This is a genomic window from Allobosea sp. 10L422 (genome assembly GCF_056395345.1).
Genome location: NZ_JBFTJI010000006.1, coordinates 289,776 through 316,677, shown reverse-complemented (window position 1 = coordinate 316,677; position 26,902 = coordinate 289,776). Strand labels below are relative to the sequence as shown.

The 26,902-nt window shown below is 66.2% G+C and carries 24 protein-coding genes and 1 tRNA gene; 14 read left to right on the top strand and 11 right to left on the bottom strand.

The genetic code is table 11. The features are described 5' to 3' along the window. Positions 1-192 precede the first annotated feature (192 nt). Together AC1DEZ_RS14895 and AC1DEZ_RS14890 are read left to right on the top strand one after the other, a co-directional pair. Positions 193-1,374 (top strand): DUF2865 domain-containing protein, encoded by a 1,182-nt coding sequence (locus AC1DEZ_RS14895; protein WP_476779850.1) that lies wholly within the window; start codon positions 193-195, stop codon positions 1,372-1,374. Positions 1,375-1,562: 188 nt separating this feature from the next. Further along, the gene (locus AC1DEZ_RS14890; RefSeq protein ID WP_441512359.1) at positions 1,563-2,885 is read left to right on the top strand and encodes an MFS transporter; all 1,323 of its coding nucleotides are present in this window, start codon (positions 1,563-1,565) and stop codon (positions 2,883-2,885) included. A 144-nt stretch (positions 2,886-3,029) separates the two neighbouring features. Here the strand turns inward: AC1DEZ_RS14890 and gltX are convergent, their stop codons facing one another. Further along, positions 3,030-4,373, bottom strand: a complete 1,344-nt coding sequence (gltX, locus tag AC1DEZ_RS14885) for a glutamate--tRNA ligase (protein WP_441512561.1) — start codon at positions 4,371-4,373, stop codon at positions 3,030-3,032. Between the two features lie 149 nt (positions 4,374-4,522). On the opposite strand from gltX, the gene AC1DEZ_RS14880 reads away from it, so the two are divergent. After that, positions 4,523-5,398 (top strand): outer membrane protein, encoded by an 876-nt coding sequence (locus AC1DEZ_RS14880; RefSeq protein ID WP_441512358.1) that lies wholly within the window; start codon positions 4,523-4,525, stop codon positions 5,396-5,398. A gap of 75 nt (positions 5,399-5,473) precedes the next feature. Here AC1DEZ_RS14880 and AC1DEZ_RS14875 read toward each other — a convergent pair whose 3' ends face one another. The 3 genes from AC1DEZ_RS14875 to AC1DEZ_RS14865 all read right to left on the bottom strand — a co-directional run bounded on the left by AC1DEZ_RS14875 (position 5,474) and on the right by AC1DEZ_RS14865 (position 9,730). Continuing rightward, on the bottom strand, positions 5,474-6,859 hold the full coding sequence (locus AC1DEZ_RS14875) for a class II 3-deoxy-7-phosphoheptulonate synthase (RefSeq protein ID WP_441512357.1): 1,386 nt from the start codon (positions 6,857-6,859) through the stop codon (positions 5,474-5,476). A gap of 254 nt (positions 6,860-7,113) precedes the next feature. Further along, the gene (gene gor, locus AC1DEZ_RS14870; RefSeq protein ID WP_441512356.1) at positions 7,114-8,484 is read right to left on the bottom strand and encodes a glutathione-disulfide reductase; all 1,371 of its coding nucleotides are present in this window, start codon (positions 8,482-8,484) and stop codon (positions 7,114-7,116) included. Further along, positions 8,477-9,730 carry an O-antigen ligase family protein gene (locus AC1DEZ_RS14865; protein WP_441512355.1) on the bottom strand — a complete coding sequence of 418 codons (1,254 nt, stop codon included), beginning with the start codon at positions 9,728-9,730 and terminating at the stop codon, positions 8,477-8,479. The genes gor and AC1DEZ_RS14865 overlap by 8 nt, the downstream gene beginning before the upstream one ends. 232 nt (positions 9,731-9,962) lie before the next feature. Between AC1DEZ_RS14865 and AC1DEZ_RS14860 the strand changes: the two genes are divergently transcribed. The 3 genes from AC1DEZ_RS14860 to AC1DEZ_RS14850 all read left to right on the top strand — a co-directional run bounded on the left by AC1DEZ_RS14860 (position 9,963) and on the right by AC1DEZ_RS14850 (position 13,020). Then, a complete protein-coding gene (locus AC1DEZ_RS14860) occupies positions 9,963-10,928 on the top strand; it encodes a Bug family tripartite tricarboxylate transporter substrate binding protein (protein ID WP_441512354.1) in 966 nt (321 codons plus the stop codon). A gap of 98 nt (positions 10,929-11,026) precedes the next feature. Next, positions 11,027-11,506 carry a tripartite tricarboxylate transporter TctB family protein gene (locus AC1DEZ_RS14855; protein ID WP_441512353.1) on the top strand — a complete coding sequence of 160 codons (480 nt, stop codon included), beginning with the start codon at positions 11,027-11,029 and terminating at the stop codon, positions 11,504-11,506. A gap of 14 nt (positions 11,507-11,520) precedes the next feature. Beyond that, positions 11,521-13,020, top strand: a complete 1,500-nt coding sequence (locus tag AC1DEZ_RS14850) for a tripartite tricarboxylate transporter permease (RefSeq protein ID WP_441512352.1) — start codon at positions 11,521-11,523, stop codon at positions 13,018-13,020. Here AC1DEZ_RS14850 and AC1DEZ_RS14845 read toward each other — a convergent pair. The 4 genes from AC1DEZ_RS14845 to AC1DEZ_RS14830 all read right to left on the bottom strand — a co-directional run bounded on the left by AC1DEZ_RS14845 (position 13,001) and on the right by AC1DEZ_RS14830 (position 16,167). After that, positions 13,001-14,044, bottom strand: a complete 1,044-nt coding sequence (locus tag AC1DEZ_RS14845; RefSeq protein ID WP_441512351.1) for an SDR family oxidoreductase — start codon at positions 14,042-14,044, stop codon at positions 13,001-13,003. The genes AC1DEZ_RS14850 and AC1DEZ_RS14845 overlap by 20 nt on opposite strands. Positions 14,045-14,353: 309 nt before the next feature. Continuing rightward, positions 14,354-14,851 carry a DUF2059 domain-containing protein gene (locus AC1DEZ_RS14840; RefSeq protein WP_441512350.1) on the bottom strand — a complete coding sequence of 166 codons (498 nt, stop codon included), beginning with the start codon at positions 14,849-14,851 and terminating at the stop codon, positions 14,354-14,356. 116 nt (positions 14,852-14,967) lie between these two features. Next, entirely contained in the window at positions 14,968-15,669 is a 702-nt protein-coding gene (gene rpiA / locus AC1DEZ_RS14835) for a ribose-5-phosphate isomerase RpiA (protein WP_441512349.1), read from the bottom strand. A 111-nt stretch (positions 15,670-15,780) separates the two neighbouring features. Beyond that, positions 15,781-16,167 (bottom strand): hypothetical protein, encoded by a 387-nt coding sequence (locus AC1DEZ_RS14830; RefSeq protein ID WP_441512348.1) that lies wholly within the window; start codon positions 16,165-16,167, stop codon positions 15,781-15,783. 177 nt (positions 16,168-16,344) lie between these two features. Between AC1DEZ_RS14830 and gph the strand changes: the two genes are divergently transcribed. Together gph and AC1DEZ_RS14820 are read left to right on the top strand one after the other, a co-directional pair. Then, positions 16,345-17,034 (top strand): phosphoglycolate phosphatase, encoded by a 690-nt coding sequence (gph, locus tag AC1DEZ_RS14825; protein WP_441512347.1) that lies wholly within the window; start codon positions 16,345-16,347, stop codon positions 17,032-17,034. Positions 17,035-17,070: 36 nt separating this feature from the next. Next, positions 17,071-17,145 (top strand) — tRNA-Val (locus tag AC1DEZ_RS14820). Between the two features lie 14 nt (positions 17,146-17,159). On the opposite strand, the gene AC1DEZ_RS14815 is transcribed toward AC1DEZ_RS14820, so the two are convergent. Then, a complete protein-coding gene (locus AC1DEZ_RS14815; RefSeq protein ID WP_476779849.1) occupies positions 17,160-18,215 on the bottom strand; it encodes a hypothetical protein in 1,056 nt (351 codons plus the stop codon). Between the two features lie 135 nt (positions 18,216-18,350). On the opposite strand from AC1DEZ_RS14815, the gene AC1DEZ_RS14810 reads away from it, so the two are divergent. The 3 genes from AC1DEZ_RS14810 (at position 18,351) to AC1DEZ_RS14800 (ending at position 21,465) form a co-directional block, all read left to right on the top strand. After that, entirely contained in the window at positions 18,351-19,280 is a 930-nt protein-coding gene (locus AC1DEZ_RS14810) for a lytic transglycosylase domain-containing protein (RefSeq protein ID WP_476779848.1), read from the top strand. Positions 19,281-19,457: 177 nt separating this feature from the next. Continuing rightward, the gene (locus AC1DEZ_RS14805) at positions 19,458-20,036 is read left to right on the top strand and encodes a L,D-transpeptidase (protein ID WP_441512344.1); all 579 of its coding nucleotides are present in this window, start codon (positions 19,458-19,460) and stop codon (positions 20,034-20,036) included. A 520-nt stretch (positions 20,037-20,556) separates the two neighbouring features. Beyond that, the gene (locus AC1DEZ_RS14800) at positions 20,557-21,465 is read left to right on the top strand and encodes a DMT family transporter (RefSeq protein ID WP_441512343.1); all 909 of its coding nucleotides are present in this window, start codon (positions 20,557-20,559) and stop codon (positions 21,463-21,465) included. Positions 21,466-21,509: 44 nt separating this feature from the next. On the opposite strand, the gene AC1DEZ_RS14795 is transcribed toward AC1DEZ_RS14800, so the two are convergent. Next, positions 21,510-22,406 (bottom strand): cell wall hydrolase, encoded by an 897-nt coding sequence (locus AC1DEZ_RS14795; RefSeq protein WP_441512342.1) that lies wholly within the window; start codon positions 22,404-22,406, stop codon positions 21,510-21,512. A 632-nt stretch (positions 22,407-23,038) separates the two neighbouring features. On the opposite strand from AC1DEZ_RS14795, the gene AC1DEZ_RS14790 reads away from it, so the two are divergent. Beyond that, positions 23,039-24,442 carry a DUF1254 domain-containing protein gene (locus AC1DEZ_RS14790; RefSeq protein ID WP_476779847.1) on the top strand — a complete coding sequence of 468 codons (1,404 nt, stop codon included), beginning with the start codon at positions 23,039-23,041 and terminating at the stop codon, positions 24,440-24,442. Positions 24,443-24,702: 260 nt separating this feature from the next. Beyond that, a complete protein-coding gene (gene petA, locus AC1DEZ_RS14785; RefSeq protein ID WP_441512341.1) occupies positions 24,703-25,350 on the top strand; it encodes a ubiquinol-cytochrome c reductase iron-sulfur subunit in 648 nt (215 codons plus the stop codon). Here the strand turns inward: petA and AC1DEZ_RS14780 are convergent. Beyond that, the gene (locus tag AC1DEZ_RS14780) at positions 25,347-25,712 is read right to left on the bottom strand and encodes a gamma-butyrobetaine hydroxylase family protein (protein ID WP_441512559.1); all 366 of its coding nucleotides are present in this window, start codon (positions 25,710-25,712) and stop codon (positions 25,347-25,349) included. The two genes, petA and AC1DEZ_RS14780, sit on opposite strands and share 4 nt — an antisense overlap. A gap of 150 nt (positions 25,713-25,862) precedes the next feature. Between AC1DEZ_RS14780 and moaA the strand changes: the two genes are divergently transcribed. Then, positions 25,863-26,876 (top strand): GTP 3',8-cyclase MoaA, encoded by a 1,014-nt coding sequence (moaA, locus tag AC1DEZ_RS14775; protein WP_441512558.1) that lies wholly within the window; start codon positions 25,863-25,865, stop codon positions 26,874-26,876. The last annotated feature ends 26 nt before the right edge of the window (positions 26,877-26,902 follow it).

The following is a 26,902-nucleotide window of genomic DNA, read 5'->3' as shown; positions in this document are numbered from 1 at the left end:
CCTTCTAGCGAAAGCGCGCGTTTTCCACCACCGCGGCGGCATGTGCTTCCCCCGATTGCTGCAACGGCCCGAATATGGCATGCGAAGCCTCGAGCGGGAGCCAGGTCCGCGGCGCACCGACGCAGGCCGCTCCATAGTTCCGTCGTGTTTGGCGGGTGTTGTTGGGCGGAGCCGGCAAACCGGCTTTCGACCATGGATGGCGTGACCCGACCTGCGATGATCCTGCGACTTTCCAGACGTTTCAGCATGGCGCTGCTGGCGCTCGCAGCCCTCAGCGGGCCTGCCGCAGCGCAATCGCCTTCCTGCGACGCCTGGCGGTCGGAACTCGAAAGCCTGCAAGGCCGCAGCGGCGGCGACCCGCGCGCTGCCCAGGCCGCCGAACGTGTCGGCGCCCAGCTTTCGCAGCTCAACGGGCAATATCGCGCGATGGGCTGCGAGCGTTCTTTCGGCATTTTCGATTCGGGCCCGCCGCAATGCGGTGCGATCCGCGCCCAGCTCGGCCAGCTGCAGTCGCAATATGCGGCGCTGCAGCGGCAGGCGCAGAGCGGCGGGGTCGAGCAGCGGCGCGCCCAGCTCGCCGCTGCGATCAACAACAATTGCCGGGCGCAGCCGCGCGGCTTCTTCGAGACGATCTTCGGGATCGAGCCCCGCCGCGGCGGCGAGATCGATTCGACCATGCCGGAACTCGACCCGGAGCAGCCGATGGAACCGGCGAAGCCGCGCCTCGGCGGCCCGCAGACCGTCTGCGTGCGAACCTGCGACGGCTTCTTCTTTCCGCTGAGCAACAACACCGGCAATCCCGACGAAATGTGCCAGGCGCTCTGCCCCGGCGTCGAAACGCTCGCCTACGGCATGAGTGCCGGCGGCGACGTCCAGAACGCCGCCTCGCGCTCGACCGGGCAGCCTTACTCTTCGCTGCCGAACGCGCTGAAGTACACGCGCAGTTTCGACGCGGCCTGCACCTGCCGCGGCCAGGGCGAGAGCTGGTCGGCGGCACTAAAGAATGCCGAGTATCTGCTCGACAAGCGCAAGGGTGACGTCATCCTGACGGAGCAGCGCGCGGCCGAGCTCTCGCGCCCGAAGATCGACCCGAAGGCGGAGGCCAAGCGGCGGGGCGCGGCACAGCAGCCGGCTCCCACCTCCACCGGGACCGTGCCCGAGGTCGCCGACGACAAGCCGATGCCATCCGAGAACTCGCCGACCTCGGGCACGGAATCAGCCGGTGTCGGCCCCGACATCGTCGGCGAGAAGGTGCTCGACAAGAAGGACGGGCTGAAGAGCGAGTCGCGCAGCGTCACCGGAGAACGCCGCAGCGTCCGGATCGTCGCGCCCAATCTCGCGCCCAATCTGAGTCCGCAACTCGTCCGGCCCTGATCCGGCAAAGTTCCATGCGCCTTGCGCAGGAACGCGGGCAAGACGACAGCGCGCCGGCCGCTGGACGCATGGCTAAAACCGGCGCATAAGGAGCCATCAAGCCGCCCTCGGGAGGCCGCCAGACTGCCTTCCACGGCCCTTCGGGCCGCGCGCTCGCCTCTGACGCTCCCCAGCTCCAGAAGGCCGCCATGTCCGATACGACCACCACGCAGCATCCCCATCCGATCGAGCTCGACGACGCCAAACGACGCCTCAAGGCGATCTTCATCGGCTCCGTCGGCAATCTCGTCGAATGGTACGATTTCTACGCCTACACCGCCTTTGCGCTCTATTTCGCGCCGCATTTCTTTCCTTCGCATGATCCGGTCGTGCAGCAGCTCAATGCCGCGACGCTTTTCGCCGCCGGCTTCATCGTGCGGCCGGTCGGCGGCTGGCTCTTCGGGCATCTCGCGGACCGCTATGGGCGGCGGCTATCGCTGATGGTGTCGGTCCTGATGATGTGCTTCGGCTCGCTCCTCATCGCCTTCACGCCGACCTATGCGACGATCGGCTTCGCTGCCCCGGCCCTGCTGGCGCTGGCGCGTATCATCGAGGGGCTGAGCCTCGGCGGCGAATACGGGGCGAGCGCGACCTATCTCTCCGAGATCGCCGACCCCGAGCATCGCGGTTTCTATTCGAGCTTCCAGTATGTGACGCTGATCGGCGGCCAGCTCACCGCGATCCTGGTGCTGCTGCTGCTCCAGAACGTCTTCCTGACGCATGAGCAGCTTGTCGCCTGGGGCTGGCGCATCCCCTTCGTGATCGGCGCGCTGCTCGCCGTCACCGCGATGTTCATGCGGCGGCATATGCAGGAGACCGAAGCCTTCGAGGCGGCCAAGAGCACGATGAAGCGCGAAAGCTCGCTCAAGGGCCTGCTGCGCTATCCGCGCGAGGTTGCCATCGTGGTCGGCCTCACCGCCGGCGGCACGGCCGCCTTCTACACCTTCACCACCTATATGCAGACCTTCGTCAGGCAGACGGTCGGCCTCTCCGACATCGTGACGACCTATGTCATCGCAGGATCACTGATCTTCGCGGCAGCGCTGCAGCCGATCTACGGGCTGATCTCCGACAAGATCGGCCGCAAGCCGATGCTGATGTTCTTCGGCCTCGCCGGCACGCTCCTGACCGTGCCGATCCTGATGACGCTCGCCGGCACGAAATCGGCGTGGATGGCTTTCCTGCTGATCTGCGGCGCCTGGATCTTCACCGCCGGCTATACCTCGATCAATGCCGTCGTGAAGGCGGAACTCTTCCCGACGGCGATCCGCGCCACGGGGGTCGCCGTGCCCTATGCGGTCACGGTTTCGATCTTCGGCGGCACGGCGCCCGCCATCGCCCTGTTCTTCAAGCAGCAGGGCCACGAAGAGTGGTTCTATTACTACCTCGCCGGGATCATCTTCCTGTCGTTCCTGGTCTATTCGACCATGCGCGACACCAAGCGCGCCTCGGCGATGGAGCGGCACGAGTGAAGCCCTGTCATTCCAGGGCAGGCTGGCTGGCCTGAACCCGGAACCCACGACTGGGCAAATCGCTGCAAGGCGCCGTCATCAAGAGCTCGCCCAGTCGTGGATTCCGGGTTCAAGCGCTACGCGCTCGCCCCGGAATGACAACCTTCAGGTGCTCTCGCCGGCCAGTCGCTTCAGCGCCTTCTCGCGCCCGATCAGCGGCAGCAGCGCCGCCAGTTCCGGGCCGTGATCAAGACCCGTCAGCGCCTGCCGCAGCGGCATGAACAGCGCCTTGCCCTTGGCGCCGGTCGCGGCCGAAACGGCCTGCGTCCAGCTCTTCCAGGTCGTGGCGTCGAAGGGCTCCTGCGGCAGCAGGCCGGCAGCCGTAGCCGCGAAGGACTGATCCGCGATCACGGGCGTGACCGCGCCCTGAACGACCTGCCACCACAAGGTCGCCTCATCCAGCTTCGCGAGGTTGCCGCGCACCGCCAGCCAGAAAGGCTCACCGCCGCCGACGCCGAGCGCCGCGAGCCGCTCCGCAACGGCCTCGAATGAGAAATGATGGAGCGTGCGTGCGCTCAGCGCCGCCAGCTCGTACTCGTCGAACTTGGCCGGTGCCCGCGAGACATGGGCGAGCTCGACGAGACCGGCCAATTCATCGAGGCTCGACACCGGGCGCACCGCATCGGAGGTGCCGACCATTGTCGCCAGTGCCGCGACCGCGAGCGCCTCGACGCCGCTGTCCCGTAGGCCGCGCAGCGAGAGATGGCCGAGGCGCTTGGAAAGCCCCTCGCCGCTCGCGGTGGTCAGCAGGTTGTGATGGCCAAAGGCCGGCAGGCTCGCGCCCAGCGCTTCGAAGATCTGCGCCTGCACCGCGGTGTTGGTAACATGGTCCTCGCCGCGGATGACATGCGTCACGCCGGTCTCGATATCGTCGACCACCGACGGCAGGGTGTAGAGATAGCTGCTGTCCTCGCGCACCAGAACCGGGTCGGAGAGCGAGGCGCAGTCGACGTGGGAGGCGCCGCGCACGAGATCGTCCCAGGTGACCTCGCGCGGCTCCAGCAGGAAGCGCCAGTGCGGCTTGCGCCCCTCCGCCTCGAAGGCCGCCTTCTGCTCGGTGGTGAGCTTCAGCGCGGCCCGGTCGTAAATCGGCGGCAGGCCGCGTGCGAGCTGGCGCTTGCGGCGCCTGTCGAGCTCGTCGGCGGTCTCGTAGCAGGCGTAGAGCCGCCCCGCCTGGCGCAGGCGCTCAGCCGCGGCGTCATAGACCGCAAGCCTCTCCGACTGCTTGATCACGAGATCGGGCACGATGCCGAGCCAGCCGAGATCCTCGGCAATGGCCTGCGCATATTCCGGCTTCGACCGGACGAGATCGGTATCGTCGTAGCGCAGCAGGAAGCGGCCGCCGTGCCGGCGGGCGAAAAGCCAGTTGAACAGCGCCGGCCGGGCGTTGCCGATGTGGAGATAGCCGGTGGGCGACGGCGCGAAGCGAACCAGGGGCGAGGTCATGATGCGGCTTATGGCGCGTTTGCAGGCAGGCGACAATCGCGTCTTTCCGGGCCATGCCGCACCGTTAACCGCGTATTAGGGTTACCAAGGCATGAATTGTCTCCGAGCAGGGCGAAACGGGTGGAGCCGGACAGCTGCTCTGGGAGATCAGGATGCGTATCCGTTCCATCGGGCCCGCGCTCGCGGCCACTGCCCTCGCGGCAGTTCTACTCGCCGCCCCTGCCTACGCGGCGGATTACCTGCGCGGCTCGCAGGTCATCGAGGCTCAGGAACAGCCGACGATCGACCGTGGCATCAACTGGTCCGGCTTCTACTTCGGCGGCGGCGCCGGCGTCTCCGACACCAAGTTCAAGCCCGGGACGGGGCTGCAGGACCTTGCCAACTTCGCATTCCGCAACACGCTGCTTGGCCAACAGGTCAACATGGGCTCGCTGGTCAACAACCTGCCCGAGAAGAGCGATAGCGGCGCGACCTATTTCGGCTTCCTGGGCTACAACTGGGCGTTCGGCGATGTGGTACTGGGCCTGGAGGCCGACTACACCCGCTCCGGACAAAGCTATCAAATCAACGACTCCATTGCCCGCCGCTTCATTACCTCGGACGGCACCATCAACGATTTCTCGTTGAATACGAACCAAAGTGCCAAGCTCGACGACTACGTCACGGCCCGCCTGCGCATGGGCTGGAGCTACGGCAGCATCATGCCGTTCGCCACGATCGGCGGAGCGGTGGGACGCTTCAACACGAGCTCGACGATCGCCACGACCAACTATCTGACCAGAACGAATCCTGTAACCGGGCTGCCGGAGTCCGGTTACTCGGTCGGGCGTTCGCCCGGCGATCCGCCCGTCGGCGCCACCAAAAAGAACGTCTACGGCTTCGGCCTCGCCATAGGCGGCGGCGTGGAATGGGCCCTGTCCGACAATCTCATCCTGCGCGGCGAATATCAGCTCATTCGCTTCGCCGATGTCGAGGGCACAACGACGACGGTCAACACCGCGCGGGCGGCAGCAGCCGTCAAGTTCTGAATTCAAACGATGCCAGAAACAGAAAGGCCGGGACGAAACGTCCCGGCCTTTCTGCATTCTCTCTGCCGCGCAGCCTTATTCGGCCGCCTCGACCTCCGGCCGGGTCCGCCCTGCCCGCTCGCGCTTGACGAGTTCGGCGACGAGGAAGGCCAGCTCCAGCGCCTGCTCAGCATTGAGGCGGGGATCGCAGACCGTGTGATAGCGATCGTTGAGATCGGCGTCGGTCATGCCGCGCGCGCCGCCGGTGCACTCGGTGACGTTCTTGCCGGTCATCTCCAGATGCAGGCCGCCGGCATGGGTGCCTTCAGCCTGGTGGACGGCGAAGAAGTTCTTCACCTCGGTCATGATCAGGTCGAAAGGCCGGGTCTTGTAGCCGCTCGCCGCCTTGACCGTGTTGCCGTGCATCGGGTCGCAGGACCAGACGACGTTGCGCCCTTCGCGCTTGGTCGCGCGCACCAGAGCCGGCAGGTTGTCGAAGACCTTGTCGGCACCGAAGCGGGCGATCAGCGTCAGGCGGCCCGGCTGGTTCTGCGGGTCGAGCACCTCGATCAGCTTGAGCAGGCCGTCGACCGTGGTCGAGGGACCGCATTTCAGGCCGATCGGGTTCTTGATACCGCGGAAGAACTCGACATGGGCATGGTCGAGCTGGCGCGTGCGATCGCCGATCCAGACCATGTGGCCGGAGGTGTCGTACCACTCGCCGGTCGTCGAGTCGGTGCGGGTCATCGCCTGCTCGTAGCCGAGCAGCAGCGCCTCGTGGCTGGTGTAGAAATCGGTCGTACGCATCTCCGGATGGGTCTCCGGATCGATGCCGATCGCGCGCATGAAGTCGAGCGCCTCGGTGATGCGCTCAGCGACTTCCTGATAGCGATGCGACTGCGGGCTATCCTTGACGAAGCCGAGCATCCAGCGATGTGCGTTGTCGAGATTAGCGTAGCCGCCGGTCGCGAAGGCGCGGATCAGGTTCAGCGTCGCGGCCGACTGCCGGTAGGCCTCGAGCTGGCGCCGCGGATCGGGAATGCGCGCCTCTTCCGTGAAGGCGATGTCGTTGACGATGTCGCCCTTGTAGCTGGGAAGCTCGACGCCGCCTTCCTTCTCCGTCGGCGCCGAACGCGGCTTGGCGAACTGGCCGGCGATGCGCCCGACCTTCACCACCGGCGAGCCGCCGGCGAAAGTCAGCACCACCGCCATCTGCAGGAACAGGCGGAAGAAATCGCGGATGTTGTCGGCCGAATGCTCGGCGAAGCTCTCCGCGCAATCGCCTCCCTGAAGGAGGAAGGCCTCGCCGGCCGCAACTTTGCCCAACGCCCGTTTGAGCTTGCGCGCCTCGCCTGCAAAAACGAGCGGCGGAAAGCCGGCGAGCTGCTGCTCGACCGCCTTCAAGGCTGCCTGGTCCGGATAATCCGGAATCTGCTGGGCGGGCTTGGCCCTCCAGCTCTCTGGCGTCCACCGCTCGGACATGGGACTACGTGCTCCTGATCTTTGAGATCGCGCGTGGTTAACCTCTTGGTAGCGCGAAGGCGCGGCTATACACCCAAGGCACGAGAATAGCCACCGCTCGCCGACCGCGCGCCAGCCGCAGGTTTCGGCATCCCAAAACGAGAGCCGAAACGCGGCTTCAGCGCAGCGGCACGCCGCTTCCGCCCTCCGCGCGGGCGATTGCACCGCGCTTCGCCGGGCGGTTCCGCTCCGACGGAATCGACGCTGCGCTGACGCTAGCCCACCCGCGGCGAGCGCATCGTCACGAGTTCCTCGGCTGCGCTCGGGTGCAAGGCGACGGTGCGGTCGAAATCCGCCTTGGTCGCCCCCATCGTCACGGCGATGGCAACGGCCTGGATGATCTCGCCGGCGTCATGGCCGAGGATATGGACGCCGAGTACCTTGTCGGTGGCCGCATCGACGACGAGCTTCATATAGGTGCGCTCGTGCCGCCCGGAGATGGTCGCCTTCATCGGGCGGAAGCCAGATTCGAAGATCCTGACATCATGCCCGGCGGCAATCGCCTGGTTCTCCGACAGGCCGACCGTACCGATCTCCGGCGTGGTGAAGACCGCCGAGGCGACCGTGGCGTGATCGACCGTCCAGGAGCGATTGCCGAAGGTGCTGTCGGCGAAGGCATGTCCCTCCCGGATCGCGACGGGGGTCAGGTTGACGCGGTTGGTGACATCGCCGACCGCGTGGATCGACGGCACGCTGCTGGCCGAGGCTGCGTCGACTGCGATCTCGCAGAGCGGACCGAGTTTCACCCCCGCCCGCTCGAGCCCCAGACCTTTCGTGTTGGGCCGCCGGCCGGTCGCGACGAGAACGACATCGGCATCGATCGGCGCGCCATGGGCACAATGGGCGCGGCGGCTGCCGTCGGCGAGTTCCTCGATACGCTCGATGGTGCAGCCGAGACGCATGGTAATGCCGGCATGGGCCAGCGCATCGCGCAGGCGGTTGCGGACGTCTTCGTCGAAGCCGCGCAGGATGTTATCGCCGCGATGGAGCAGCGTCACGGCAACGCCGAGCCGAGCAAAGAGGCTGGCGAATTCGAGCGCGATGTAGCCGCCGCCAACGACCAGAAGCCGCTTCGGCAAGGCCGGAAGATGGAAGACCTCGTTGGAGGAGATGCCGAGCTCGCCGCCGGGGATCGGCGGGTCGAAGGCGGGCCAGCCACCGGTCGCGACGAGGATGTGCCGGGCGGTGACGGTCTGGCTGCTTTTGACCAACCGAACGCTATGCGGCCCCTCGACGACGGCGCGCTCCTCCCGAATCTCGACCTTGGCGCCTTCAAGACCCTTGCGATAAAGGCCGGACAGGCGCGTGACCTCGTTCGCCACGGCATCGCGCAGTGTCGGCCAGTCGAAGGCGGGTTTGGCACCCAGCGTCCAGCCAAAGCCGGCCGCGTCCTCGAAATCCTCGGCGAAGCGGCTGGCATAGACGAAGAGCTTCTTCGGCACGCAGCCGCGGATGACGCAGGTGCCGCCGATGCGATCCTCCTCCGCGATCATCGCACGGGCGCCATGCCCCGCCGCGATGCGCGCCGCACGCGTGCCGCCGGAGCCCGCCCCGATGACGAAGAGATCGACGTCGAATTCAGCCATGATCTTCTCCTTGGCGCCCCGGTCCGAACCAGAGGATTCCGGCTCCCAGCAGTGCGATCCACCAGCCCTGCCAGGCTCCGTGCCCGACGACGGAAATTGCAAAAGCGCCAGCGAACATGGCCAGGCGCGGCGCCATCTCCCGCGCGCTCATCCGGCGCAGCCGCGCGAGCAGGAGAAGGCCCGCCAGGAGCAGGATGCCTGCTCCGATCACCCCGGTCTCCGCCCATGCCTGCAGCGGCATGTCATGCGGATGCCCGACGCCGAGGAGCGTCCTGTGCTCCGGCGCCACCTCGGTTGCCACGGGGTGGTGGTCCATGCTGGCCGAGGTCCCGAAGCCGGCGCCTGCGATCGGCCGCACCCGCACGACCTCGCCGAAGCTCTGCCAGATATCGATGCGGGCCTGCCCGGTCATCACGGCGAAGCGGTTCAGGATCATCGAGGGCAGCCAATTGTGAGCGGCAATGCCGAGCACCGGCGCCATCACCATGGCGAGGACGAAGCCCAGGCCCGCCGCCGTCAGCGTCAGGCGCGGCCAACAGGCCGACAACGCCCAGCAGACGACACAGACCGCGACGCCAAGCCGCGCGGACGCACTCTCCGAGCGCAGTGCCAATGCGGCAACAGTCAAACCGAGGATGACCGCCAATATCCGGTCGGACCGGCGTGCGGCCGGCGCATTCCAGAGACCGTGAATCGTCGGAACGGCCAGCATCAGCGCTGTGATTGCGGGCCGGTTGAAGACGAAGCTCATCAGCTTGCCGACGCCGAGCGCCGCCCGCTGCGAGAGGCCAGAGGCAAGTTCGACGATTGATAGCAGGCACGCCAGGATCAGCGCGAATGCGAGCGCACGCAGCCACGCCGGCCTTGGCCTGAACCGGCCCGAGGCGGCAATCGCAAACGCGAAGGCGATCGGCAGAACAAGCTCTGCCCAGGCGCGCAGGGAGGCGCCCGGCTTGTGACTCCATGCAATCGAGATCAGCGCCCAGGCAAGGAAGGCAGCCAGGGTCAGTCCCAGCGGTGTCGCAAGCAGGCTCCGCAAGCGCGCGGCGACGTCTCCCGCCTGGCCCGCGGCGACGGCCGCGGCGATGAAGGGAATGACGGCCAAGCCGAGCATGAGCGGGGCGGAGCGGTTGGCCAGCCACATCGCCAGCGGCATCAGCACCATGAGCGCCACGCCGATCGCTGTCAGGCGCGACGGCAATTTCCCCGTGTCGGGCGCGGATTCGTGGCGGTCGGCGAAACGCATCTGACTCATGGGTTGCGATTACGCGATCGCGAGAAGCGCCGCCAGAGGCTTATCCGGAAGCCGGCCGGAGTCGTAGAACGAAAGGAGCAGAAGCCAAGGCGAACGCGGCGGAACCGGAGCATTATTGTCAAGTCATTATTCAATCAGGCGCAATTGACGCCCTGCGTGGCAAGGTGTCACAGCCGAAGCTGCCCAAAAAAACCACGGCAGGGGCCGTAATCGGAGGAAATCCATGCTGACATCTGTTCTGAAGCGCACAGCCCTGACTGCGGTGGCTCTCGCCGCTCTCTCGACGGCCGCCTTCGCCCAGCTCACTGAACTGAAGATCATGGCCCCCGCAGCGCCGGGCGGCGGCTGGGATGGCACCGCGCGCTCGATGCAGCAGGCTCTGACCTCGGCTGGCATCGTCAAGAGCGTGCAGGTCAACAACGTCACCGGCGCCGGCGGCACGATCGGCCTTGCCCAGCTCATCGGCGCGAAAGGCGACGGCCATCAGCTGATGGTCAACGGCTTCGTGATGGTCGGCGCGATCCTCCTCAACAAGTCGCCGGTCAACCTGACGCAGGTGACGCCGATCGCGCGCCTCACCGCCGAGGCCGAGGTCATCGTCGTCCCGACGGAATCCCCGCTCAAGACCGCCAAGGACCTGGCCGAGCGCCTGAAGGCCGATCCGGCCAAGGTGACCTGGGCGGGCGGCTCGGCCGGCGGCACTGACCACATCCTCGCCGCGCTGTTCGCGCAGGCCGTCGGCGCCGACGCCAAGAAGATCAACTACATCCCGTTCTCGGGCGGCGGCGAGGCACTGGCTGCTATGCTCGGCGGGCGCGTGACCGCCGGCGTCTCCGGCTATGGCGAGTTCGAAGGCCAGATCAAGGCCGGGAAGTTGCGCGTGCTCGCCGTCTCCTCGCCCAAGCGCCTCGAGAATGCGCCGGACGCCCCGACGCTGAAGGAGCAGGGCATCAACCTCGAACTGCTGAACTGGCGTTCGGTCGTCGCCCCTCCCGGCCTCTCGGCCGACCAGACCAAGGCCCTGACCGAAACCGTCGAGAAGATGGTCAAGTCTAAGGAGTGGCAGGAAATCCTCAAGGCCCGCGGCTGGGACGACGCCTTCCTTGCCGGCGCCGCCTTCGACACCTTCCTGAAGGCCGAGATCGAACGCGTCTCGAAGGTGATGACCGAAGTCGGCCTGGTGAAGTAAGTTCTTCCGACGTCTAAGATCGGAGGGGCCGGGAAACCGGCCCCTTTTCTCACCGCCAGAAGCGCCCGAAAGCGCCGGCCTTACCCTGCGGGAACGCCATGACGAACGAGACTCGCACGCAAGGTGCCAACAAGCCGGCACTGGTCGTCGGTGTGCTGCTGCTGATCGTCGCCGCCCTCGTGGGCTACGATGCCTCCACGCAGACCATCACCTCCACCTATGGCATCGGGCCGACGGCCATGCCCTATGTCGTGACGGTCGGCCTCGTCATCCTCGGCCTGGCGCATTTCGTCGTCGCCTTCCGCGAAGGCCTGCCCGAGCCGGAGGCGGCCGACAACAAGGCCCTCCTGTGGATCGCAGGCGGCCTCGTCTTTCTGATTGCCTGCATCGGGCTTGGCGGCGGCTTCATCATCGCCATCTCCGTGGTCTTCGCCTGCACCGCGCGCGGCATGGGCCGGCAGGCCCTGCTGGTCGATGCGGCGATCGGCTTCGTCCTCGGCCTGATCATCTTCCTCGTTTTCGCGAAGCTCCTGACGCTGATCCTGCCGTCGGGACCGCTCGAGCAACTCTTCCTCTGAGCCGGGGCTGAACGATGGATACCTTGTTTTCGCTGCTCAATGGCTTTGGCGTCGCCTTCGAGCCCTCCAAGCTGCTGTTCTGCCTCATCGGCGTCTTTCTCGGCACCGCAGTCGGCGTGCTGCCCGGCATCGGCCCGGCGCTGACCGTCGCGCTGCTGCTGCCGGTCACCTTCAAGCTCGACCCTGCCGGGTCGCTGATCATGTTCGCGGGCATCTACTATGGCGGCATGTATGGCGGATCGACCACCGCGATCCTGCTCAATGCGCCGGGCGAAAGCGCCTCTCTCGCCACGGCCCTCGAAGGCTCGAAGATGGCCAAGGCCGGCCGCGGCGGCCCCGCGCTTGCGACATCGGCGATCGGCTCCTTCGTCGCCGGCCTGATCGCGACGATCGGGCTTGCCTTCCTCGCGCCCTGGCTCGTCGAGGTCGCAGTCAAGTTCGGTCCCTGGGACTATTTCGCCCTGATGATCGTGGCCTTCGTCACGGTATCGGCGACCTTCGGCGACTCGCCGCTGCGCGGCCTCACCAGCCTGTTTCTCGGCATCACGCTGGGTCTGGTCGGCATCGACAAGCTGACCGGCCAGGCGCGTCTGACCTTCGGCGTGCCGGAGCTGCTCAACGGCGTCGAGGTCACGACGCTGGCCGTTGGTCTCTTCGCCGTGGGCGAGGCCTTCTACGTCGCCTCCAAGCGCTTCCGCGAGCCGGAAGAGATCATCCCGATCAAGGGCTCGCTCTGGATGACGAAGGAGGACTGGAAGCGCTCCTGGGCGCCGTGGCTGCGCGGCACCGCCTTCGGCTTCCCGATCGGCGCCTTGCCGGCCGGCGGCGCCGAAGTCCCGACCTTCCTGAGCTACTCGACCGAGAAGAAGCTCTGCAAATACCCGGACGAGTTCGGCAAGGGCGCGATCGAGGGCGTCGCCGGGCCGGAGGCAGCCAACAATGCCTCCGCCGCGGGCACGCTGGTGCCGCTGCTCACGCTCGGCCTGCCGACCTCGGCGACGGCAGCGATCATGCTCGCCGGCTTTCAGCAATATGGCCTCAACCCCGGCCCTCTGCTCTTCGCCGAGAGGCCGGATCTCGTTTGGGGCCTGATCGCCTCGCTCTTCATCGCCAACGTCATGCTGGTGATCCTGAACCTGCCGCTGATCGGGCTCTGGGTCCGGCTGCTCGCGATCCCGCAGCCCTGGCTCTATGCCGGCATCCTCGTCTTCGCGACGATGGGCACGCTCGCGGTCAACGGCTCGGCGGTCGAACTGACCATGCTCTTCGTCTTTGGCTTCATCGGCTACCTGATGCGCCGCTACGACTACCCGGTAGCGCCGATGGTGGTCGGTCTTATCCTCGGGCCGATGGCGGAGCAGCAATTGCGCCGCGCCTTGCAGATCAGCCTCGGCGACCCGATGATCCTGCTGGAGAATCCGATCTCGGCGACACTGCTCGGCATTGCCGCGCTCGCCTTGGTCGCGCCCTTCGCGATGAAGGGGCTGAACCGCTTCAAGGCCTCCGAGGACTGACGAGGCCGAGCCGCAGCAGGCTCTCGCCGGTCGCGACGAGCGCCTCTGCAGGCGGCCTGGGCTGCCAGCCCAGCATGGCCCGCGCCTTGGCGCTGGTCGCGTTCTTGACGCGGCCGAGCTCCGGCGTCGCTGCCTGACGCGCGGTGGCGCTGAAGCGCGCGGCAAAGCGCACCAGCCAGTCCGGCAATGTGCGGGTCGAGACGCCGGCGGCGCGCTCGCCGAGCCCATCCTTCAACGCCTGGGCGATGGCGTGCATCGTCATGAAATCCCCGGCGGTCGCGAGAAAGCGCTCGCCCGCCGCGGCAGGGTCGGTCATGGCGCGCAAATGCAGGTCAGCGACGTCGCGCACATCGACCACGCCGAACATCAGCCGCGGAACCGCCCAGAGCCTCCCCTCCAGCATGGTCTTCACTAGCAGGATCGAGGCGGAAAGGTCCGGCCCCAGCAGCGGACCGAAGACGCCGACCGGATTGACAACGGCGAGTTCGAGCCCCTGCCCTTCCCCGTCGACGAAATCCCAGGCGGCAAGCTCGGCCAGCGTTTTCGACTTCGGATAGGCGGCGAGGCCGGGCGCGGACGGATTGGTCCAGTCGCGCTCGTCATAGGGGCGCCTCAGCGCGCGGCCATAGCCGATGGCCGCGAAGGAAGAGGTCAGCACGGCGCGCTTCACCCCGGCGCGACGAGCGGCGCGGAGAACGCGGAGCGTGCCGTCGCGCGCCGGACGGATCAGTTCATCCTCGTCCCTGGGAGCCGCTGACGCCAGCGGCGATGCGACGTGCATCACATGGGAGCAACCGGCCATCGCCGCATCCCATCCGGCATCCTGCATCAGATCGGCAGCGGCGATCTGCAGGCGCTCGCCCGCATCGATCCCCGCCGCTTTCAAGGCTTCCCGCAAGCGCTCTTCCCGCGCCGGCGAGCGCAGCGTGGCACGAACATCGAATCCCGCCTCCAGCAGCTTCAGGATGCAATGTCCTGCAACGAAGCCGGAGCCTCCGGTCACCAGCACGAGGTCGCGGGTCATGGTCCTGGCTCCGAAAGCTGCAACTGCGACATCCCGCAGATAGGTCGGCAGCCGGACGAACGCCAGCACCCAACATGTATCGGCTGCGCCGGGACGCGATGCGCGGCAGCCGTGGCGCAGATCGCCGCCGGTGCGGCGCTGTGGCGTGTCTCCACTCCCATCGCCCGGCGAACTGGGAAACGGGCAGGCGATACGCCGATGGAGGACCTTGGCGGCACAGGCCCGTAAACCGACGCGCCGAACGAAAACGCCTCCCCTTCCTGCGAAGGGGAGGCGTCGATGGCTGGGCGCTGCCCCCGGCCAGCTGCCTTAGAGCGTATGGCCGCGCTTGCGCATTTCCTGCGAGAAGCGATCGAAGAGATAATTGCTGGTCTGCACGCTCCAGGGCTGCAGAAGCGGGAAGATCTCTTCCATCGCCTTGCCACGCAGGCTGGTATAGCGCTGCCCGACTTCGGACTTGAAGAAGCCGGCGACCGCCTTCAGGTCGGCTTCCGTCATCTTGCTGGCGAAAACGGCGGCAGACGTCTTGATCATCTCCTCGGAGCGCTTGTCGGCCTCGGCCTTCAGCTCGCCGAGCACGGCATCCGTGTCCTTCGCCATTTCCGGCCGGGTTGCCACGAGGCCCTTCGCGCTCTCTTCGAATTCGCGATAGATATTGTTGATATTCTGCGTGACGCCGGTCAGCTCCATGACCTCGCGCGCCGCCTGGAGATGGCTCGGCGTCAATGTCGGCGTCTGGGCAGAGGCGGGAGCGGCGCCCAGCAGCGCGAGGCCGAGGGCCAGGCTGGCGAGAATATGGCGGATCATGCGGTCAAAACCCCTTCATCGTTGACGAGCCGCCGATGCGACCGGCAGCGTCGCCGGCCCTGCCGAGCCGACCATTGTTTCGCGCGTTCCTTAGCGTGGATCGCGCGGGAATGGAATCACTCGATCTTGCCAAGCAGCTTGAGCCCGTCGGCACCGGCGAGGATCGCTCCGGTCGCGAGACCGATGAACAGGCCGTGCTCCACGACCCCTGGCACCATGTTCAGAGCCTGAGCCAATAATTCCGGCCGCTCTATGGCGCCCAGATGAGCGTCGAGGATAAAATGGCCGCCATCGGTGACGAGCGTAGAGCCGTCGGCCCGCTGGCGCAGCGAGATCTTGCCGGCGGAGCCGGAAGCGGCGATGGCCTCAGCCACCGCGCGGCGCGTCGCCTCCAGCCCGAAAGGCACGACCTCGATCGGCAGCGGGAAGCGGCCGAGCTTCTGCACCAGCTTGCCGTCATCGGCGATGACGATCATGCGGGCGGAAGCGGCGGCGACGATCTTCTCGCGCAGCAGCGCCGCGCCGCCGCCCTTGATCAGGCGCAGCTGCGGATCGAGCTCGTCAGCGCCATCGACCGTTAGGTCGAGCTCGGGCGTCTCGTCGAGAGTGGACATCGGGATACCCAACGAGACCGCCTGCGCCTGCGTCGCCTCGGAGGTGGCGACGCAGGTCACCGCGAAGCCGGACGCGACTTTCGTACCGAGGAGATCGACGAAATGCTTCGCGGTGGAGCCCGTTCCGAGACCGAGGCGCATGCCGGGCCTCACGAGCTCGAGCGCGCGGGCGGCAGCCTGCTTCTTCAGATCATCGGCGTTCATAGGATTTGCCCGGATGGAGTTTGATGGAGACCGGCCGCTACCCACGAAAAGTAGCGCCGCTCTCCTGCCGCGCCCGGCGCTCCATGTCCAGCGCGCGCAGGTCGCAAGGTATTATTTGGTTTGCGGCGTGCACACCGTCTTGTCGTCGAAGACGTAGCAGATGCTCATCTCCCCGGTACGGATATTGACGCGGAAGATGCCGCCCTCGCGCTCGTGCCGGGAGGGCATCAGCGCATAGTCGCTCGGCGCCTGAGGCCCGGCCCCCTCGCCCGTCGGGAAGCACACGGTGAGGCCGACGCCGCCCTCCTTCAGCTGGAACTGACAGGCACCGACCTCGCCCGTCGCCTTGTCGATACGGTAGACCCGGTTGAGATCGGTCTGCGGCGCTGGCGCGAACTCGAACGGCCCTGCGAGGGCCGGGAGCGCACATGGCAGCGCAAGGCCGAGTGCCAATCCCAGGCGCGTCGCGCCGGGCCGGATTGCGATGATCTTCGACATGACATGTTCCCTGCCGCGAAGGCGACGAATCGAGCGAACGATACCATCATGCGCGGTGAATTTGGGGAGCCGGTGACATGGCCCTTTGCGGCGGAGCACTTGCCAGCCGGCCCGCGAAGCCGTTTAAGCCGGTCGTCTGCCGCATTGCCCGGAAAGCCACGCCATGAAAGCCACGCCATGAGCCAGCCCCCGATCGTCGTGTTCGATCTCGACGGAACGCTCGCCGAGACCGCACCGGACATCATGCGGGTTCTGAACGTCATTCTGGTGCGCGAAGGCCTGGCCGCATTGCCATTGGACCGGGCACGCGAGCTTGTCGGCGCGGGCGCGCGCGCCCTGATCGAACGCGGCTTCAAGGTATCGGGCCAGCCACTCGACACCGAGACCCTGGAGCGGCTCTTCGCGGATTTTCTAGACATCTACGCCGACGATGTCGCCTCCCACAGCCATCTGTTCGACGGCGTGCTGGGCGCGCTCGATGTACTGGCCGACGAGGGCTACGCGCTCGCCGTCTGCACCAACAAGCCGATCCTGCACACGCGCCTGATCCTCGACCATTTCGACATCGCCAAACGCTTCGCGGCCGTGGCGGGGCGCGACAGCTTCCCCTGGTTCAAGCCCGATCCGCGCCACCTCACGATGACCATCGAGGCGGCGAAGGCCGACGTTTCGCGCGCCGTGATGATCGGCGATTCCCGCACCGACATCGCGACCGCGCGCGCGGCGGGCATCCCGTCGATCTGCGTGCCCTTCGGCTATACCGATGTGCCGATCGAGACGCTGGAACCGGATTTCGTCATCCAGCACTTCGACGAGTTGCCGGGCGCTGTGGATCGCGCGCTCAATCTGGTGCCTGCACGTCCTTGACGGCGTGAAGCGCGCCGACTAGGAGAGGGCCGGTCCGGGCGGCTAGCTCAGCGGTAGAGCACTCCCTTCACACGGGAGGGGTCACAGGTTCGATCCCTGTGCCGCCCACCATTTTCCCGACATCGTCAGCGCAGGACCCGGGCCGCACCATCCGGCAGCGGCTGGCCTCCCTTTGCGATCGCGACCAGTTCCTCGGCGAACCGGGCCGCGATGGGCAGGCGGAAATGCAGGGGATCCCAGTAATTTTCATCCCGCGCCGTGATCGGCGAGGCATGCGCGTAGTCGACCAGCGTCGCGCCATGGCGCCGCGCCAATGCGGCGATACCCGCCTTGCATGCACCGTAGCGCTGCCAGCCCGCCGAGCCTTCGCGGGGGTAGCCCATCAGATGTGCGGGCGGCAGGACGAGCATCACCTGCGTTTCCTTCGGGAAGGCGGCGATCGCCTCCTCCAGCCAGGCCAGAGCGGGAAAGCGCCAGCCAGCGCTTTCAGCGGCTGACACCGGCATCGGCGGCAAGGGCGTCAAATCCAGCTTCTGGCCGCCATTGCTCATGTAGATGTGGCTGCGCGCGCGAGCGAGATCGTAGCTCGCCTCCGGCGGCGTGAAGACCTCGTAGCCGTCACCGCGGATCCGCTCCTGCGACCAGCCGAGGCGATAGGCCATCAGCCGGCCGGCGATCTCCAGATTGGTCAGGTTGAGCAGCTTCGGCCAATCGGTCCAGCGAACCTCTCGCGAGAGCCAGTCCGGCATCGGCCGCGGCGTCAGGCGCTTCGCCGCATCGGTGGCATCGGGCTCGCACCAGGTGACATCGAGGCCCCAGATGATTCGCTTGGGAAGGCTGACATGATCCCGGAACAGCCCGGCCATCTGCAGTTGCTCCCAAGGCGTCGCGGCATTCATCGCAAGGTTGACGAAGCGTGCATCGAGCCCCTGCGAAAGCGTCTGCGGATCGAGAAGGCGCATGGTCGAGGTGCCGAGCACCGCCGCATCGAAGCGCCCGGAGCGCACGAGCTGCGGGTACATGAAGCGCTGGTTGATATCCATGATCGGCCGTGCCGGCTGCCCCGCTCCGACCCGCATGCCGAAAGGATCGAGCGCAGCGACGAACGCGAACAGCAGCCCGGCGCAGCCCGCCGCCGCCACCAGGAACCACCGCGACCAGACGATCCAGGCCTTCTCCATGCTGGCCCTGTACTCCAATGTCATGACCCTGACCGGTTAGCCGGCCGGCGCCCTCTTCGCACATGGGATGCCTCCGTCACAACGCGGAAGGCGCCGCAGTTGGCAGCCGCCGCGCGAACATGCGAGAGAGGCCAGATGATCTCAGGCGCCTTCCGCCGTCTGGCCAGCCCCGCGCAGCGACTTATCGCCGCCCTGATCGCGCTCTGCCTGCTGCCCGGCCCCGGGCATGCTGCGGAAGAGCCGCTGCCGGCTTCCTCCGGAATACAGGATGCGCTCTGCCGCCTGATCGACGACGCCGCACGGGAGCACGCGGTGCCGCCGGCCTTTCTGACCCGGCTGATCTTCCAGGAATCGAGCTTTCGCCCGCATGTCACGAGCCCGGCCGGCGCACAGGGCGTGGCGCAGTTCATGCCCGGCACGGCGCGCGAGCGCGGCCTGCTCGATCCGTTCGACCCCGAGCAGGCCGTGCCCAAGGCTGCGCATTTCCTCGCCGAGCTGCGCAACCGCTTCGGCAATTGGGGGCTTGCGGCGGCGGCCTATAATGGCGGCCCGAACCGCCTTGCCGGCTGGCTTACCGCCCGCGCTGCAGGGCAGACCCGCTTCCTGCCGATGGAGACCGAGAACTATGTCCTGCTGATCACCGGCGCCTCAGTCGAGGACTGGGCCGAGGATGCCCGCAACAGCGCCAATGGCGACGGGCGCTCGCCGCCGGCGCGACCGGCGACACGCGATCAGCTGGCCGCCTGCGCGCCGACGCTGGTCGCGATCCGGCAGGCTCGCCCGGCCCTCCCCGCAATTGCGGAGGCCCCATTCGCGCCCTGGGGCGTCCAGCTCGCCGGCAATTTCTCCAAGGCCCGCGCACTCGCCAGCTTCCAGCGCGCGAGCGCTCGCCACCGCACCATCATCGGCGAGCTCGAGCCGATGATCATCGGCACGCGCCTGCGCAGCCGCGGCACGCGGGCATTCTACCGGGTCCGGCTGCCCGCGGCGACGCGCGCCGAGGCAACCGCACTCTGCCGGCGCATCCAGATCGATCGCGGCGCCTGCGTGGTCCTGAGGAGCTGATCCATCGCAGCCATGTTGCATGTGCGCAACGCGGAATGGCAAAGCTCGAACGCTCTCAGTGATGTGATAAAAGCCCGATTGCAGCGGCCCCGGGAAGCTGACAGGACGTTGAGGAGACGTTGACTTTTCCGTGTCAACTTCGTGTCCACACGCTGCCCCGACCGCCCGAGGTTCTCGATGATCCGCTCCATCCGTCTGGCCATGCTCGCCGGTCTTGGCCTGCTTGCCCTTGGCTCCGCCGCCCGGGCCGAAATCGATCCGCTGACGCGCCAGCCTCTGGTGCAATATGTCGACCCGGCGAAGGCGCAGGCTACCGCCGTTCCGCGCGAGGTCGTTGACTATCCGACGCGATACCAGCCGGGCACGATCGTCATCAATTCGACGGAGCGCCGTCTCTATTTCGTGATGCCCAATGGCAAGGCGGTGCGCTATGGCGTCGGCGTCGGCCGCCCGGGCTTCGACTGGGCGGGCAGCCAGAGCATCACCCGCAAGGCCGAGTGGCCGAGCTGGACCCCGCCGTCGCAGATGCTGAAGCGCCGTCCCGACCTGCCGCGCTTCATGCCCGGCGGCCCGGACAACCCGCTTGGCGCCCGCGCCATGTATCTCGGCTCGACGCTCTATCGCATCCATGGCTCGAACGAGCCGGAGACGATCGGCCAGGCCGTCTCCTCGGGCTGCATCCGCATGCTGAACGAGGACGTCATCGATCTCTACGAGCGCACCAAGGTCGGCACCCGCGTCGTCGTCGCGCGCTGAGTCGCTCACGCTTCATTCCCATCGAATAAGCCGGCGGAAACGCCGGCTTTTTTGTTTGGCCGGCTCGCCCCGCGATCGACCGGTCGCATGGCCCTCGCAACGCAAGGGTTTGGCCACGACGCGCCCCCGCGCGCGTCGGTCGCGCGGACGCGGGAATTGCAGACTTTTTGACGGGCCACACCACAGGCCCGGGATGACCGCGTGGTTGCGGGAGAACGCTGCGCGCTCAGGAGACGAGGGACAGCGGAGCTCCCGGCGCCATTCCGGCTCGGGACATGCGCACATTCATCGGGCTCGACCATTTTCATCAAGGAACCCGAAATCATCGGCTATATTCGCCATTCGACAGTCAAAATTCGCGAACTCCACCGCTCAATTTCAACGACGATGCGCATGCACGCCGGATCGCCAGGCCGGACGAAGCAAAATCGAAGAGCATCGGGAAACAGCCATGGCTCCAAAGGACTGGACCAAACACGCCCTTCCCGCCCAGGCATCGAACGCCGGACGTCGCTGAGCTGTGGCGAACACCGTCCAAAGCCAAGGAACCGCTGCCGAGCCGGCCGAGCGGCGGCTCGGCCAGATCCTGCTTGTCATCACCGCATGCGGCTGGGGCCTGAACTGGTCGGTCCTGAAATTCGTTCTGCTCGACTGGCCGCCGCTGTTTGCGCGCGGCATGGCTGGCCTCCTCGGCGCGGCCGGCCTGGCGGTTTTGGCATGGCGCCGCGGCGAGCCGCTTGGCGTGCCGCGCGAATTCCGCCTCCCGCTCGTGATCGCTGCCGGAATCAACGTGTTCGCCTGGATGGGCTTTACGGCCCTGTCCCTGAATTGGCTGAAGGTTTCCGAAGGCGCCCTCATCGCCTATTCGATGCCGATATGGGCGATGCTGATTGCCTGGCCGCTGCATGGCGAACGCCCGGATCGCCGCAGCCTGCTTGCATTGGCGCTCGGCGTTGCCGGCATCGCGATCTTGATGGGCGGCCCGAACCTCGCCGTCCAAAAACTGCCGGGCGTTCTCTTCGGCCTAGCGGCCGCCATTCTGTTCGCTGTCGGCACCGTCATGGCACGCAAGCCCATCGCGATGCCTTTCATGGCGCTGACGGCATGGCAGGTGGCACTCGGCTGCCTGCCGATGATCGCGCTGAGCCTGTTTCTCGAACAGCCTCATCCTCTCGCATTATCCAGTCAGGGCCTGGTCGGCCTGGCCTATATGGCGGCGGGGCCGATGGCATTGTGCTATCTGACGTGGTTTGGGGCGCTGAAACGCCTGCCCACGTCAACGGCGGCAACGGGCATGCTGATCGTCCCGATTGTGGGAACGCTATCGGCCGTACCGCTGCTCGGAGATACCCTGGGCTCGCGGGAAATCCTCGCCATCGGCGTCGCGCTCAGCGGCGTCGCATTGGCACTCCGCAAGAACCGTCGCTGACATTCGCGGACGCAGGCGTTCGATCGCGAAAACCCGCACGATCGTCAACTGTAGAAGATGTGCCGGCCGATCACGTCCATTTTCTTGAGCTTCTTCGCCCAGCCGGGTTGGACATAGTCGGCGTGGTAATGCATGGCGGCCCCGACCTCTTCGAGATAGATTTTGCCCTCGTAGACTTCGCGGGCGATGCGCATCGCGGCTTTCCATGCCTCGGGTTCGGTGATCCGCAAGGCCTTGCCCTCGCAGGCGAAGGTGAACTGGCAGGCCAGCTTGCGATGTCGGTTCTGGAAGACCACGCCGCAGATCGTCGCCGGATAGACACCGCTCTTGACCCGGTTGAGCACGACCTGGGCGACGGCGGCCCTCCCTTGCTCCACTTCGGAACGCGCCTCGAAATAGACGGCCTGGGCCAGGCAACGCTCTTCGCGCTCCAGGTTCTCGGGCTCGATCAGCCCGACATAAGTCTGCCGCGGTTCAAGCTCCTTCCCGGGCAGGACGATAATGCCCGTCGGCGTTACCCAGGCGATCGTCGTGGCTTCGCTCGTCGGAGTCAGCACGCTCTGCGCCGCGCTCGCGGCAGGGCGCGGGGTCGTTCCATCATTTTTCGCAAGACCCTCGCGCGAAGGCTGCGCGGCTCCTGGGGGCGCCTGCTCGCGCTGCTCGCCGTCGCGCGAGAAGCGCGCGAGACCAGTGTACGGTTTGCCCGCGGGCTCGTGCACGATCGCCAATGCGAGCATCGGGCTGTTCAGCCTGCCGAACAGGCGCAGGTCATCGGCATGGAGACGGCTCTCGGGAAGCTCCGTCGTATGGAAACCCAGTGTGCGGCTATCGACACCGAGGGGGATGCGCGACGGGGCGGGCGACGTCGTTGGCAGGGTCTTGGTAGGCAGCACGACGAGAGCCGCGAGCGCGAGCAGCGCCTGCGGGACGATGCGCTTCATGAAGGATGCTCCGGAGAAATAGGGGCAAGCCGAGCAGGCGCCGCACCGATACCGGCGGCGAGATCAGCGGCTCGCTTGGCTGGAACTTGCTGGGAAGGGGGAAGGGAAACGAGCTAGCGATCGGCCCGGGAGGGAATCAGGCGCGGTTGGACTGCTACGCTCGTCGCTGGCTTTGGTCGCCGGACGGCAATCAGATCAGGCGCAGGACTGCGGGGGTTCGCAGGCGATCTGCCACGGCAGGAGAATGCCGGGGATAGGCTCTGTCGCACCGGCGGCTCTTGGCATCGCCGCGATATCAGGAGCGATCATCACGCGCCGAGAGGCACAGGGCGAAAGCCTTCCGAAAGAAGCTCCTACCTGCATGAGCACTCGGCCCGGCTATACCTGAACATAATCCTATTCACCGCACAGATATCTGCGCAAATGTTACTTTCCATCAAGGACCCTTAACTCAACATTAACCAAACTAGGCGTCGCTTGACCTGCGCTATGACGAGAGACTTCGGCATCTTTGTGACGCAATCGATCCGCCGTCGAATGGCGAACCGGAACTGTAACTGTTACAGGCTCGACAGGCCGGCAGGGCGTGCCAAGTTGCGGCTTCAAACGATTGCGCTGGAGGCGACGATGCGGTGGAGCCGGATTGGCGGCGCATTGATGGTCCTGAGCGGACTACCGGCCAAGGCCCAGACGGGGCCGGCGGACGATCTGGCGCGGCGCAACATCGAACGGCGCGCCGTCGGGGCGATGATCTGGGCGATGCCCGCGGTCAACACCGACCTGATGCTCCAGGAGCCCTCGGCAAGACCAAGGCGAAGCCGAACGACATCGTCTTCTGGTCGCAGCCGGTCAACTGGAAGAACCAGACGCTGACGCCGAACCCGGATTCGATCTACTTCATGTCGTTCTGGAACGTGAAGGACGGCCCCATCGTCATCGAGATCCCGCCTGCGAAGGGCGGATCGATCGCGGGGAACATCGTCACCATCTGGCAGATGCCGCTCGAAGATGCCGGGCCCGAAGGGGCGGACAAGGGCAAGGGCGGCAAGTACCTGATCACGCCGCCGGGCTATAGGGGCAAGGTTCCGGCCGGCTATATCCATCTGCCGTCCGACAGCTATAGCGGCTTTGCGCTGCTGCGCTCGAATTTGCCGAGCCATAGCGCCGCGGATATTGCGAAATCGGTCGCCTACGGCAAGCAGGTCAGGATGTATCCGCTGTCGCGCGCCGCGAACCCGCCGACGACGAATTTCGTCGATGCCTTCGACGTGATGTTCGACTCGACGATCAAATACGACGCCAGCTTCTACCGAAACCTCGACCGCGTCGTGCAGAACGAGCCCTGGCTGCAGCGCGACCGGGTGATGATCGATCAACTGAAGACGCTCGGCATCGAGAAGGGCAAGCCCTTCAATCCCGATGCGAAGACGCAGGAGGCTCTCGGTGCCGGCGCCAAGGAAGCCCATGCTCTGCTTTCGGAGCGCTATGACGCCGGCTTCCCGGTGATCAATCAGGGAATACGCTGGTTCCCCCCTGCGATGCCGGACGTGATCAAGGCGGTCCAGAACGGCTATGCCGATGTCGACCTTTACCCGGTCGATGCGCGCGGCGTGACCTATACGCTCGGCTTTACCGGCATCAAGCGCATCGGCACCGCCCAATTCTACCTGATGGCAAACAAGGACAAAGACGGCAACGCGTTCGACGGCGGCGCCACCTACCGGCTGACCGTGCCGCCCAACGCACCAGTGAAGCAATACTGGTCGGCGACAGTCTACGACCGGGAGACGCACGCCCTCGTCAAGAACATGAACCGTGCCAGCCTCGCCTCGATCAGCCCCGGCGTGCAGAAGAACCAGGATGGGTCGGTCGACGTGATTTTCGGCCCGCTGGCTCCGGCCGGGAAGGAAACGAACTGGGTTCCGACCGATCCCAATCGCAAGTTCGAGCTGCTGTTCCGGCTCTACGGACCGGAGAAACCGCTCTTCGACAAGAGCTGGAAGCTGCCGGACGTGGAGCGAGTCGCCAGCCCCTGAGATCGCCCCGCGGCTTCACGGAAGCGCCTGTCATCCCGGCCGTTGCGGCGCTGAGAGCCGCGATTCATGCCTGAACCTCGACCGGAAATGTTCCGGCGTGGATCCCGGGTCAAGCCCGGGATGACAGCACGTTTCCGTGCAACGTCGCCAAGCCCGAGGCGTCCTTGTTTTCTGCAACTGCGGCACCACGTCGTCCGGAGCAGTGCTTTTCTGGGTCGTCAGCGATCCCGCGACGCCTCCACGCTCGATGAGACGCGCAGATGTCCGAGCAAGCCGAAACTGGATTCCATCAGGAACGCCCCAGCCGTCGGGACTTCATCTTCTTGGCCACGGCAGCGTTCGGCTCGGTCGGGGCAATTGCTGCGGCCTGGCCCATCATCGCTTCGATGAACCCATCCGCTGATGTAGAGGCAGCCGGTGTTCCGGTTTCTATTGATCTTTCCCAGATTCAGCCGGGCCAGCAGATTTCTTTCTTTTGGCAAGGGAAGCCGATTGTGGTGCTGCATCGAACCGCCCAAGCTCTGGCAGAACTGAAGAACTCAAGCCTCATTGCGAGGCTCAGCGATCCCGATTCCTCCGTCTATCAGCAACCGGACTATGCCAGGAACTGGTGTCGCTCGAGCAAACCCGAATTCATGGTTCTCATTGCTATCTGCACCCACCTCGGCTGCATACCCATCGTCAGGCCCGATTTAGGCGATCCCAGCATTGATGCTTCCTGGCCGGGGGGCTATTTCTGCCCTTGCCACGGGTCGAAATACGATTTGGCTGGACGCGTATTCCGAGGCGTTCCAGCGCCATACAATCTTCCCGTCCCCCCGCACCACTACACCAGCGATACGACGCTTGTGGTTGGCGAGAACCCGGTTGGCGAAGACTTCTCGCTTTCTTCGATCGAGCAGCTCTAGCGCTGCCGCTCGCGGGAGAGCCCCTTCTCCGCCAGCGCCGCCTCATAGGCCTTCATCTTCTCGTCGGCCTGCTCGCCAAGCTCGCGCAGATAGTCCCAGGCGTAGATGCCGGTCTCGTGCATGTCGTCGAAACCGAGCCTGACGGCGTAGTTGCCGACCGGCTCGACCCTGAGGATCTCGACCGCGGCCTTGCCGGCGACGATCGTCTTCTGGCTGGGATGGTGGCCCTGGACCTCGGCCGAGGGGCTTTCGACGCGCAGAAGCTCTGCCGGCAGCGTAAAACTCGCCCCGTCATCGAAGGCGACGTGCAGGGTGCGACGGTCTTTCGACAGGCGGATTTCGGTCGGCCAGGATGACATGATCGTGTACGTCCTTCGCAGGCTGCGGCAGTCACGCGCTTGACCTTGGCCGCAGCAGTGCCAATGTCCTGCTATAGCAATGTGCAAACCAGTCCGCATCCTGGTCGGAGCGGCTGGGCGTTCGGAGTTGAGGCAGACGTGCTGCTCGACGACATGAAGCCGCTGACGCGGTCGCCGCTGGTCGATCCGTTCGGCCGGAAAATATCCTATCTGCGCATCTCGGTGACGGATCGCTGCGATTTCCGCTGCGTCTACTGCATGGCCGAGAACATGCAGTTCCTCCCCCGGAAGGAGCTGCTGACGCTGGAAGAGCTCGACCGGATCGCGACCGCCTTCGTCAGCCGCGGCACGCGCAAGCTGCGACTCACCGGCGGCGAGCCGCTGGTGCGCCGGGACATCATGAGCCTGTTCCGCTCGCTCTCGCGCCACCTCGCCTCAGGCGCGCTGGACGAGCTGACGCTGACGACCAACGGTTCGTTGCTCTCGCGCTATGCCGATGAGCTCGCCGGCTATGGCGTGCGCCGCATCAACGTCTCGCTCGACACGCTCGACGCCGACAAGTTCCGCGAGATCACCCGCCGGGGCGATCTCAAGGTCGTGCTCGCCGGCATCGAGGCGGCCCGCAAGGCCGGCATGCGCGTCAAGATCAACGCTGTGGCGCTGAAGGGCGTCAACGACGACGAGATCGAAGAGCTGATGCTCTGGTCGCACGGCCTCGGCATGGACCTCACGCTGATCGAGGTCATGCCGATGGGCGAGATCGAGGTCGGCCGCATCGACCAGTATCTCCCGCTCTCGGTGGTGCGCGGGCGGCTGATGGACAAGTACTCGCTGGTCGACGACCCCTACCGGACGGGCGGGCCGGCGCGCTATGTCCGCGTCAAGGAGACCGGTGGACTGGTCGGCTTCATCACGCCGCTCACCCATAATTTCTGCGAGAGCTGCAACCGCGTGCGGCTGACCTGCACCGGCACGCTCTATATGTGCCTCGGCCAGGAGGACGCCGCCGATCTGCGCGCCGCCGTCCGCTCCTCCCCTGACGACGCCCTGCTCTACCGCGCCATGGACGAGGCCATCGCCCGCAAGCCCAAGGGTCACGATTTCATCATCGACCGGCGCCATGCGCGCCCCGCCGTCGGCCGGCATATGAACGTCACCGGCGGCTGATCGGCAGGACGGCGATTGCCGCGTCA

What these genes read in the sequence shown, in the direction of transcription:
- AC1DEZ_RS14895 (WP_476779850.1), top strand. Translation starts at nt 193, where the DNA reads ATGGATGGCGTGACCCGACCTGCGATGATCCTGCGACTTTCCAGACGT.
- AC1DEZ_RS14890 (WP_441512359.1), top strand. Translation starts at nt 1,563, where the DNA reads ATGTCCGATACGACCACCACGCAGCATCCCCATCCGATCGAGCTCGAC.
- AC1DEZ_RS14880 (WP_441512358.1), top strand. Translation starts at nt 4,523, where the DNA reads ATGCGTATCCGTTCCATCGGGCCCGCGCTCGCGGCCACTGCCCTCGCG.
- AC1DEZ_RS14875 (WP_441512357.1), bottom strand. Translation starts at nt 6,859, where the DNA reads ATGTCCGAGCGGTGGACGCCAGAGAGCTGGAGGGCCAAGCCCGCCCAG.
- gor (WP_441512356.1), bottom strand. Translation starts at nt 8,484, where the DNA reads ATGGCTGAATTCGACGTCGATCTCTTCGTCATCGGGGCGGGCTCCGGC.
- AC1DEZ_RS14865 (WP_441512355.1), bottom strand. Translation starts at nt 9,730, where the DNA reads ATGCGTTTCGCCGACCGCCACGAATCCGCGCCCGACACGGGGAAATTG.
- AC1DEZ_RS14860 (WP_441512354.1), top strand. Translation starts at nt 9,963, where the DNA reads ATGCTGACATCTGTTCTGAAGCGCACAGCCCTGACTGCGGTGGCTCTC.
- AC1DEZ_RS14855 (WP_441512353.1), top strand. Translation starts at nt 11,027, where the DNA reads ATGACGAACGAGACTCGCACGCAAGGTGCCAACAAGCCGGCACTGGTC.
- AC1DEZ_RS14850 (WP_441512352.1), top strand. Translation starts at nt 11,521, where the DNA reads ATGGATACCTTGTTTTCGCTGCTCAATGGCTTTGGCGTCGCCTTCGAG.
- AC1DEZ_RS14845 (WP_441512351.1), bottom strand. Translation starts at nt 14,044, where the DNA reads ATGACCCGCGACCTCGTGCTGGTGACCGGAGGCTCCGGCTTCGTTGCA.
- AC1DEZ_RS14840 (WP_441512350.1), bottom strand. Translation starts at nt 14,851, where the DNA reads ATGATCCGCCATATTCTCGCCAGCCTGGCCCTCGGCCTCGCGCTGCTG.
- rpiA (WP_441512349.1), bottom strand. Translation starts at nt 15,669, where the DNA reads ATGAACGCCGATGATCTGAAGAAGCAGGCTGCCGCCCGCGCGCTCGAG.
- AC1DEZ_RS14830 (WP_441512348.1), bottom strand. Translation starts at nt 16,167, where the DNA reads ATGTCGAAGATCATCGCAATCCGGCCCGGCGCGACGCGCCTGGGATTG.
- gph (WP_441512347.1), top strand. Translation starts at nt 16,345, where the DNA reads ATGAGCCAGCCCCCGATCGTCGTGTTCGATCTCGACGGAACGCTCGCC.
- AC1DEZ_RS14815 (WP_476779849.1), bottom strand. Translation starts at nt 18,215, where the DNA reads ATGGAGAAGGCCTGGATCGTCTGGTCGCGGTGGTTCCTGGTGGCGGCG.
- AC1DEZ_RS14810 (WP_476779848.1), top strand. Translation starts at nt 18,351, where the DNA reads ATGATCTCAGGCGCCTTCCGCCGTCTGGCCAGCCCCGCGCAGCGACTT.
- AC1DEZ_RS14805 (WP_441512344.1), top strand. Translation starts at nt 19,458, where the DNA reads ATGATCCGCTCCATCCGTCTGGCCATGCTCGCCGGTCTTGGCCTGCTT.
- AC1DEZ_RS14795 (WP_441512342.1), bottom strand. Translation starts at nt 22,406, where the DNA reads ATGAAGCGCATCGTCCCGCAGGCGCTGCTCGCGCTCGCGGCTCTCGTC.
- petA (WP_441512341.1), top strand. Translation starts at nt 24,703, where the DNA reads ATGTCCGAGCAAGCCGAAACTGGATTCCATCAGGAACGCCCCAGCCGT.
- moaA (WP_441512558.1), top strand. Translation starts at nt 25,863, where the DNA reads ATGAAGCCGCTGACGCGGTCGCCGCTGGTCGATCCGTTCGGCCGGAAA.